Genomic DNA, 8229 nt, shown 5'->3' with positions numbered 1-8229 from the left:
CCGACACCATCGCGCAGGCAGGAGACGACGCGGCCGCCGTGCGCTGGACCCCGCTCGACAACGCCCGCGGCCTCGCGTTCGACCACAGCGACATCATCACCAACGCCCGCCACCGCCACCTCTAGCTACGCCAAGGGCGGCCCCCTCGTCTCGCCAAAGTCGCGGGGCCGCCCTTGTCACCAGCACTCATCAGAACTGGAGACACCCAGCATGACGCAACCGACCGACAACCGGCGAGAGCACCTGTCGACCGCTCTCGTCCTGGCCACCTCCGGCATGCCCGCACTCCCCTTGCGGGGTGGGAAGGTCCCGTTCGGCAACTGCCGCCGCTGCACGGACAACGCGTGCGGTGGTCGGCCGAACATGAAGGCCCCCGGCCCCTGCGCCTGCCCCGGCCCCTGCCACGGGTGGGCCGCCGCGACCACCGACACGAACGTGATCAGCTCCGGCGTCTGGCGTAAGGCCTGGGTGTCCGCGAGCGCGGTCGCCTACCACCCGGGCGGGGCGGGACTGACCGTCGTGGACCTGGACGACGCCGACGCCATCACCTGGGCCCGCACGAATCTGCCCGCCACACAGACCGTGCCCACCACACGCGGCGAGCACTGGATCTACCTCGGTGCGATGCAGTCCGCCAACGCGGTCCGCCCCGGCGTGGACATCAAATCCACCATGGCCTACGCCCGTTGGCTCGGGCCCGGCACCGGCACCATGACCGCACTGCCGGACACGGTGCGCGCGCTGGCCGTGAAGGAGCCCGCCCCGGCCCGTACCGTGCCGCAGACTCCCACCGTGCCCGCGCCTGCCGGGGGCGGGGCGTGCCCGCACCGCACGCCCACCTACCTGGAACGCGGTATCGCGATGGCCGAGCAGCGCATCACCCAGGCCACCAGCGGCGTGCACGCCACCGTCTACCGCACGTTCCTGGCCGTGCTATCCACGCACGGCCGCTGCGGCTGCCTCACCGACTCCCACGTCGGACGGCTGTTCACCGCCGCGCAGACCAAGGGGGAAACGGCCCGGCACTGCACGGATGCGTGGGCCAACGCCCGTACCGCATTGGGGCTGTGACATGGCCGAGGACGACAAGAACCCCGCCCGCGAGGTCATCACCGACTACGCGCAATCCCACTTCCGCTACTTCCGCACCGCCGACGGCACCGTCTACGCGCAGAAGAACGGCCACCCCGTGGCCCGCCCGATCCGCTCCCAGGGCACCACCGGCAGCCACCGCCAGGAACTCATGGTCGGCCTCTACCGGGACGGATGCGGCGTGTTCAACGGGACCGCGCTGAAGGAGGCGTTGGACTTGATCGAAGCACTCGCGCTCACCGAGGACGTACAGCCCGTCCACATCCGCGTCGCCCCCGGATATGACGGGGCAACCTGGCTGGACCTGGGCCGCGATGACGGGCAGTCCGTGCGCATCCACCCCACCGGCTGGGACATCACCGTCCCCGACCCGCGGGAAGTGTGCTGGCGGCGCACCCAGCTCACCGGGGAACTGCCCCTGCCGGCCAAAGACACCAACGGCAAGGGCATCGACCTGTTGATGCGGCTGTGCAACTTCGCCACCGCCGAAACCGAATGCCTGGCCATCGCCTGGTTGATCGGCTGCCTTGGACCGTCTGTGCCCGTGCCCGCGCCGTTCCTCACCGGCCCGCAGGGCGCGGGCAAATCCACCGCGGGCCGCATGCTCCTGCGGATCGTGGAGGGCATGAGCGGCGACCTGCGCCGTGCCCCGAAGGATGAAGAGAACCTGCTTGCGGCCGTGGCTGCCGGATGGGTCACCGCCCTGGACAACCTCTCCTACATGACCCCGGACCTGTCGGACGCCATGTGCTGCATCGTCACCGGGGCCGAGAACGTCAAGCGCGCTCTGTTCACCGACGGGGACGTCTTCCGCGTCGGCTACCGCCGCCCCCTGCTCATGACGGGCATCGACGTCGGCGTCATCCGCCCCGACCTCGCCGAACGCCTCCTGCCGCTGCGCCTGGTACGGCCCCGCGTCCGGCGCACCGAAGCGGAGCTCTGGACGGAGTACGCGGAAGTCCTGCCCGTCGTCCTCGGCTCGCTCCTCGACCTCACCGTCAAGGTCCGCGCGGCCGAAGCCGAGACGCCCACCGATCTGCGGATGGCGGACTTCGCGCACCTGTGCGCGCAACTCGACGCCGCAACCGGCCTGGCAGCACTGCCCGCCTATCGGGCAGCACTGGACGACCTCAATGACGACGTGATCGAAGGCGATCTCCTCGCGCAAACCGTCCTCAAGCACGCCGAGGGAATCGAGCCCGGCACAGGCCAGCGGATGACATCCACGGAGTGGCTGCACTGCCTCAGCGGCCTCTACAGCGGCGAGGACTTCCGCCCCCTGCCTAAAGGGTGGCCGACCACCGGCAAGGTCCTTTCCGACCGCCTCAAGCGCCTCCAACCCACCCTGGCCGCCCGGGGCGTCGTCATCGACTCCGGGCGCACCCGAGAAGGCCGCTACCTCGAAATGACCCGTTCGCCCACCACGACCGCTCACGAGCAGCAGGCGTTCTAACCGCGCACACGCACACAAGCAAGAGGAGCACCCCGCCAAGGCGTGCTCCTCTTGCTGTTCGGCGGCAGCGCCGCCCTGCGGTGGACGTGACGCGAAGCGGCTCCTTCTTCACGCTCTGAGCCGCGCACACCACCACAGACACGCCCCCTCTTTTCCTAAGTAGGAAACGCTGCGTCACCTGCGTCACGGGCCCCCTGAAAGTGCCCGCTGACCTGCGGGGACGGGCGTGACGCAGACAGCTGTTCTCTGCGTCACGCCGCGTCACCCGCGTCACGCGTGACGGACCGCCTGCGTCACGCGTGACGCACCCCTGCGCCTTGCGTCACGTGAAAGCCGCAGGTCAGACGCACGGGTGACGCAAGTGACGCTGTGACGCAGAAATCCGCACCTCGGACACACACGGGCACCCTGACGCCGCGAACGCCAACACGACTCACTGCCGAGGACCCCCATGAGCCGAACCCGCTCCGCTCAATCCGACCCCCGCGCCACCCTCCGGGGCGGCCTCCCGGACCGGTACCTCACCCCCGACGACATCGCCGAAATCTTCGAGGTGCCCAAAGAGACCGTCTACCAGTGGCGCAAGAAGCACACCGGCCCACCCGGCTTCCGCATCGGCAAGTACGTCCGCTACGACCCCGCCGACGTACGGGCCTACGTCGCCGAGTGCCGCCGCGCCGACGCCGACGCCGCCTGACATCGACCACTGAGCACACCTCACCTACAGGGAGGGCCACGGCCGTGGCCCTCCCTGTTCGTTCCCGAGAAGGGGCTACGCCTCATGGCAGGCCACATCCAAGACCGCTGGTTCAAGACCGAGACCAATGCCACCGGCAAGGCCGTCCGCGTCAAGACGGACCGTCACGGCACGGGCATGCGTTACCGAGCCCGCTACGTCGGACCCGACGGAAGTGAGAAGTCCAAGAGCTTCCCCGACGGAAAGAAGCGCCTCGCCGAGACGTGGCTGTCGAAGACCGAGACGGACATGAACAGCGGCGACTACGTCGACCCGCGCAAGGTCAGGACGACCTTCCGGCAGTTCGCCGAGAGGTGGGTCAAGAGCCTGACATCGGACGAGAACAGCGGCGCTGCGGTAGAGACGCGTCTCCGGTTGTACGCCTACCCGTACATCGGGTCACGCCCGCTCGGCTCGTTCAAGCCCGAGCACATCAGGGACTGGCTGGGGGAGCTAAAGCAGGCCGTTCCGAATCTGACCCACCGTCGCCTCATCTTCGAGAGCGTGTCGTCGGTGATGAACGCGGCCCGTGATGACGGCATTCTGCGGCTCAACCCGTGCCGGGCGGCATCGGTGAAAGCTCCTCAACCCGTGCCGATTCGTGTGAAGCCCTGGACCGCTGAGCGGGTCTTCGCTGTGCGGGGCGCGCTCGACGAGCAGTACCGCGCGATGGTCGACGTGGGAGCCGGGTGTGGACTGCGACAAGGCGAGATCTTCGGGCTGCCACTCGACGAGATCGACTTCCTGAAGGGTTGGTTGCACGTTCAGTTTCAGGTCAAGCAGGTGCGCGGGAAGATGGTGTTCGCGCCCCCGAAGCGTGGCAAGGTCCGTGACGTTCCTCTGCCCGCAGAGGTCGGAAAGGAGCTGGCCGCACACATCCGGCAGTTCCCGCCGGCCGATGTCACCTTGCCCTGGTTGACGCCGGACGGCGACCCGGTCACAAAGAAGCTCGTGTTCCTGGCGCCGGGGGGAAACGCCCTGTGGCGCGACGTGTTCAACACCTATGCCTGGAAGCCTGCTCTGGCCGTTGCTGGCGTCATCCCCGAGCCCGAGCCGGGTAAGCGGCACGCGGCAGCGAGAGAGCACGGGATGCATGCTCTCAGGCACTTCTACGCGTCCGTCCTCCTGGACGCCGGAGAGAGCGTCAAGGCGTTGAGCGCCTACCTGGGGCACAGTGACCCCGGTTTCACGCTGAGGGTCTACACGCACCTCATGCCGAGTAGCGAGGGGCGTACCCGGAGAGCCGTGGACAGCATCTTCCGGGCGGCCGGTTCCCATGATCACGGCCCAGGGACGGCCCATGCCGCATGAGAGCACCCCTTGCCTGCGGTTCCGCCGCAGGTCAGGGGTACTTCGCTGTCATGTGTGCGACAGATCGCTAACATGTGGCCAACGGTCCTCCGGCCCGGTGCGATTGGCCGGAACTCACCGGTGAGGGGCAGCGGGGCGACACGGCGATACGACACAGCGGCGCGACACAGCGACACGACACAGCGACACGAGACAGCGGGACGGCACGGGGGACAGGCGTGAGTGAGCGACGCGGGCTGCGCTTCGGCCTGCTCGGTGCTCCCGCGGTGTACGACGCCGGGGGCGAGCCGCAGCCTGTGCGCAGCGCCAAGGGGCGCGCCCTGTTGGCCGCGCTTCTCCTGGAACCCGACAGGGCCGTCTCCCTCGGTGCCCTCAAGGACGCGCTGTGGGACGGCTTTCCGCCCCCTTCCGCACACGCCTCCCTCCAGAACCATGTGACGCGATTGCGCCGCCTCCTCGACGATCCGGGGCGGCTGCGTGCGGTGCCGCCGGGGTACCGGTTGCGGGTGGACGACGGTGAGTTGGACGTCCGCGTCTTCGAACGCCTGGTGGCGGGCGCGCGGGCCGCGCACGCCGAGCGGGACTGGGCGCGGGCCGCGGCCGACGCGACGGAGGCGCTCGCGCTGTGGCGCGGCACGCCGTTGAGCGGCCTGCCGGACCCGCTGGCCGGCCACCCCCTCGTATCGCGCCTGGAAGAGGCACGCCTCTCTGCCCTCCAGTGGCGGTACGACGCCGAACTGGAACTCGGCACGGGGCTCGCCGCGCTCGCGCCCGAGCTCACCGCTCTCGTCGCGGAGCATCCCCTCCGTGAGGCCTTCCACCGTCAGCTGATGCTCGTACTCCACCGCACGGGTCGGCAGGCGGAGGCCCTCGCCGTCCACCGTGAACTGCGGCGCGGGCTCGTGGAGGAGCTCGGCGTGGAGCCGGGGGAGGGGGTTCAAAGGGCGCATCAGGAGGTGTTGCGGGGGGATGGGCAGGGGCGGGAGTGGGAGCGGGGGGAGGGGCAAGGGGCGGGTTCGGGTAGTCCGGATCCCGGAGATTCGGCTGGCCCCGAGGGAGGAGCGGTCGCCGGGGGCGTGACGGAAGCGGGTGGTGCCGGTCGTGGCGGTTCCGGTGAGGGCACCGGCCCTGTTGACGGCGCCGATCCCGGTGAGGGCACCGGCCCTGTTGACGGCGCCGATCCCGGTGAGGGCACCGATCCTGTTGGCGGCACCGACCCTGTTGTTGGCACCGGCCCTGCTGACGGCACCCATCCTGCTGACGGCACCCACCCTGCCGACGGCACCGGCCCTGGTGACGACGCCGACCCTGCTGACGACGCCGGTCGAGTCGGTCGTGTCGGGCGCACCGGTTCCGGCGCCCGCACCGAAGAGGTCCGCCCCGCCCAACTCCCGCCCGCCCCCGCCCACTTCACCGGCCGCGACGACACAGTCCGAGCCCTCCGACTCGCACTCGCCGAAGGCAGTCAACCTGCCGAAGGCACCCAACCTGCCGACGGCCCCCGTCCTGCCGAAGGCCTCCCCCCTGCCCACGGCTCCCGTCCCGCCGACAGCCCCCGCCTCGCCGTCGTCTCCGGTATGGCCGGGGTCGGCAAGAGCGCCCTCGCCGTACACGTGGCGCACGCGCTGCGGGAGGAGTTTCCTGACGGGCAGCTCTACGTCAATCTGCGCGGCGCGACCCCGGGCATGGCCCCCCTCACCCCCGGGCAGGCCCTCGCCGCGCTCCTGCGCGACCTCGGTGCCGAGCCGCCCCACACGCCGGAACGCCCCGAGAACTTCGACGTGGCGAGCGCGTTGCTCCGCTCGCTGCTCGCGCCCACCCGCACGCTCATGGTCCTGGACGACGCCGCGACCGCCGCGCAGGTGCGGCCGCTGCTGCCCGCGGGGCCCGGCTGCGCGGTCGTCGTCACCAGCCGTTCGCCGCTGACCGCTCTCGACGGCGCCGCCCGTTTCCCGCTCGATCCGCTCTCCGACGGGGACAGCGCCGCACTCCTGCGCGCCGTGTCCGGCCGCGCCGGGCTCGACGCCGGGCATCCCCTCGTCGAACTCGCGGGCCGCCTTCCGCTCGCCCTGCGCATCGTCGCGGCCCGGCTCGCTGCCCGCCGCGCGCTGACCCCGGACGCCCTCGCCGAGCTCCTCACCGTCAGTGGCGGGCGGCTGCACCACCTGGAGTACGACGACCTCAGCGTGCGCCGTTCGCTCGCCGTCGCCCTGGACGCCCTGCGCACCTCCGACCGCGAGGCCGACCGCGACGCCGCTCTCGCCCTCGGCCGGATCGGCGCGCTGGACCTGCCGGAGTACGGAGTGCCGCTCATCGCCCGCCTGTTGGGCACCGACGAGCTGCGGGCGGGCGCGGCGCTCGACCGGCTCGTCGACGTCGCCCTCCTCGACGAGAGGTGCTTCGGCCGCTACACCCCGCACGATCTCGTACGCGACTTCGCGAGGGAGACGGCCTGTTCCGATCCGACGGACTGCGCCGACGCCGTGGAAGAGGCCTTCCGCTGGTACACCGAGTCCGCCCGCCGCACCCTCCTCGCGATCCTGCCGCAGGGGCTGGACCGGAGCGACCGCCTGCGCGGCGTGGGACCCGGTGACCCCACGGGGCCCGACTTCCCGTCCGCCGAGGCCGCCTTCGCCTGGGGCGACACCGAGCTAGCCAACATCATCGCCCTGACCGAGCGGCACCGGGACCCCGTCGGCCTGCTCCCCGTCCTGGTCCGCTGCTTCTTCCCGTACCTGCAACGCCGCGGCCGCCTCCCCGAACTGGGCACGCTCAGCGCACTCGCCCTGTCCGCCGCCCGCCGCCAGGGCGACCTGGGCGCCGAGGCCCAGGCCCTCACCGACCTCGCGGGGCTGCACTTCATGTCCGGGCGGGCCGGGGAGGCCCTGGCGCTCAACGACGAGGCCCTCGCCATCTGGAGGGCGCTCGGCATCGTGTCCTGTGTGCGTCGCGGCCTCAACAACCGCGGCCTGCTCCTCGAAGGCCTCGGACGCCACGCCGAGTCCGCCGACGCCCTCCACCAGAGCCTCGACCTCGCCAAGGAACTCGCCGACCCGCTCAGCGAGGCGATCACCTACAGCCACCTCGGCAACCTCTACGAGCACACGGACGCCCGCGCCGCCATCGCCCACCACGAACGCAGCCTCGCCATCGGCGAGAGCATCGGGCACGCCGTCGTACGCCAGTCCGCCCACTGCAACATCGGCTACGCCCACCTCACCCTCGGCGAACCCTCCGACGCCCTCGCGCACTTCGAGGAGAGCCTGCGCCTGCACGGCGAGTACCAGGACTGGCACGGGGCGTCCCAGGCGCGCCTCGGGCTGGTCCGCGCCCTGCGCGAGCTCTTCCGCCTGGGGGACGCGACGCGCGAGTGCGTCGCCCTCCTCGACCACGCCGAACGGCGAGGCGACGCGCACATGACGGGTCTCGCCCGTCATCAGCGCGGCCTCCTGCTCCGGGCGGCGGGGCGCGCCGACGAGGCGTACGAGCAGTGGACGGCCGCGCTCAGTGCGCTGGACGGCACGGACAGCAGAGTGGTCGGGGAGCTCCGGGCGCTGATCGCGGAGCTGGATGCCACGGCTTAGCGGTACGGCTCAGCGATATGGGTCAGCGATGCGGCTTGGCCTTGTGTGTCGTG

General features: G+C 71.0%; 5 protein-coding genes. All 5 read left to right on the top strand.

Features of this window, described 5'->3' with window-relative positions; all coding sequences use genetic code 11:
* The first annotated feature begins 210 nt into the window (after positions 1 to 210).
* Positions 211 to 1071: a bifunctional DNA primase/polymerase gene (locus AC07DI_RS33685; protein ID WP_478908388.1), complete on the top strand. Its 861-nt coding sequence runs from the start codon at positions 211 to 213 to the stop codon at positions 1069 to 1071.
* A gap of 1 nt (position 1072) precedes the next feature.
* The gene (locus AC07DI_RS33680; RefSeq protein WP_478908386.1) at positions 1073 to 2545 is read left to right on the top strand and encodes an ATP-binding protein; all 1473 of its coding nucleotides are present in this window, start codon (positions 1073 to 1075) and stop codon (positions 2543 to 2545) included.
* A gap of 451 nt (positions 2546 to 2996) precedes the next feature.
* Positions 2997 to 3242 (top strand): helix-turn-helix transcriptional regulator, encoded by a 246-nt coding sequence (locus AC07DI_RS33675; protein WP_478908384.1) that lies wholly within the window; start codon positions 2997 to 2999, stop codon positions 3240 to 3242.
* A gap of 84 nt (positions 3243 to 3326) precedes the next feature.
* Positions 3327 to 4592, top strand: coding sequence for a tyrosine-type recombinase/integrase (locus AC07DI_RS33670; protein ID WP_478908383.1), 1266 nt, complete (start codon positions 3327 to 3329; stop codon positions 4590 to 4592).
* Positions 4593 to 4810: 218 nt separating this feature from the next.
* Complete coding sequence (locus AC07DI_RS33665) at positions 4811 to 8176, top strand: AfsR/SARP family transcriptional regulator (protein ID WP_478908381.1); 3366 nt, start codon at positions 4811 to 4813, stop codon at positions 8174 to 8176.
* Positions 8177 to 8229 lie beyond the last annotated feature (53 nt).

The organism is Streptomyces sp. NPDC044106 (assembly GCF_056433985.1).
The sequence above is the reverse complement of the archived record's forward strand: the minus strand, read 5'-3'. Positions and strand labels throughout refer to the sequence as shown.

Coding starts and splice junctions, on each gene's coding strand:
- AC07DI_RS33670 (WP_478908383.1), top strand. CDS start 3,327: ATGGCAGGCCACATCCAAGACCGCTGGTTCAAGACCGAGACCAATGCC.
- AC07DI_RS33685 (WP_478908388.1), top strand. CDS start 211: ATGACGCAACCGACCGACAACCGGCGAGAGCACCTGTCGACCGCTCTC.
- AC07DI_RS33680 (WP_478908386.1), top strand. CDS start 1,073: ATGGCCGAGGACGACAAGAACCCCGCCCGCGAGGTCATCACCGACTAC.
- AC07DI_RS33675 (WP_478908384.1), top strand. CDS start 2,997: ATGAGCCGAACCCGCTCCGCTCAATCCGACCCCCGCGCCACCCTCCGG.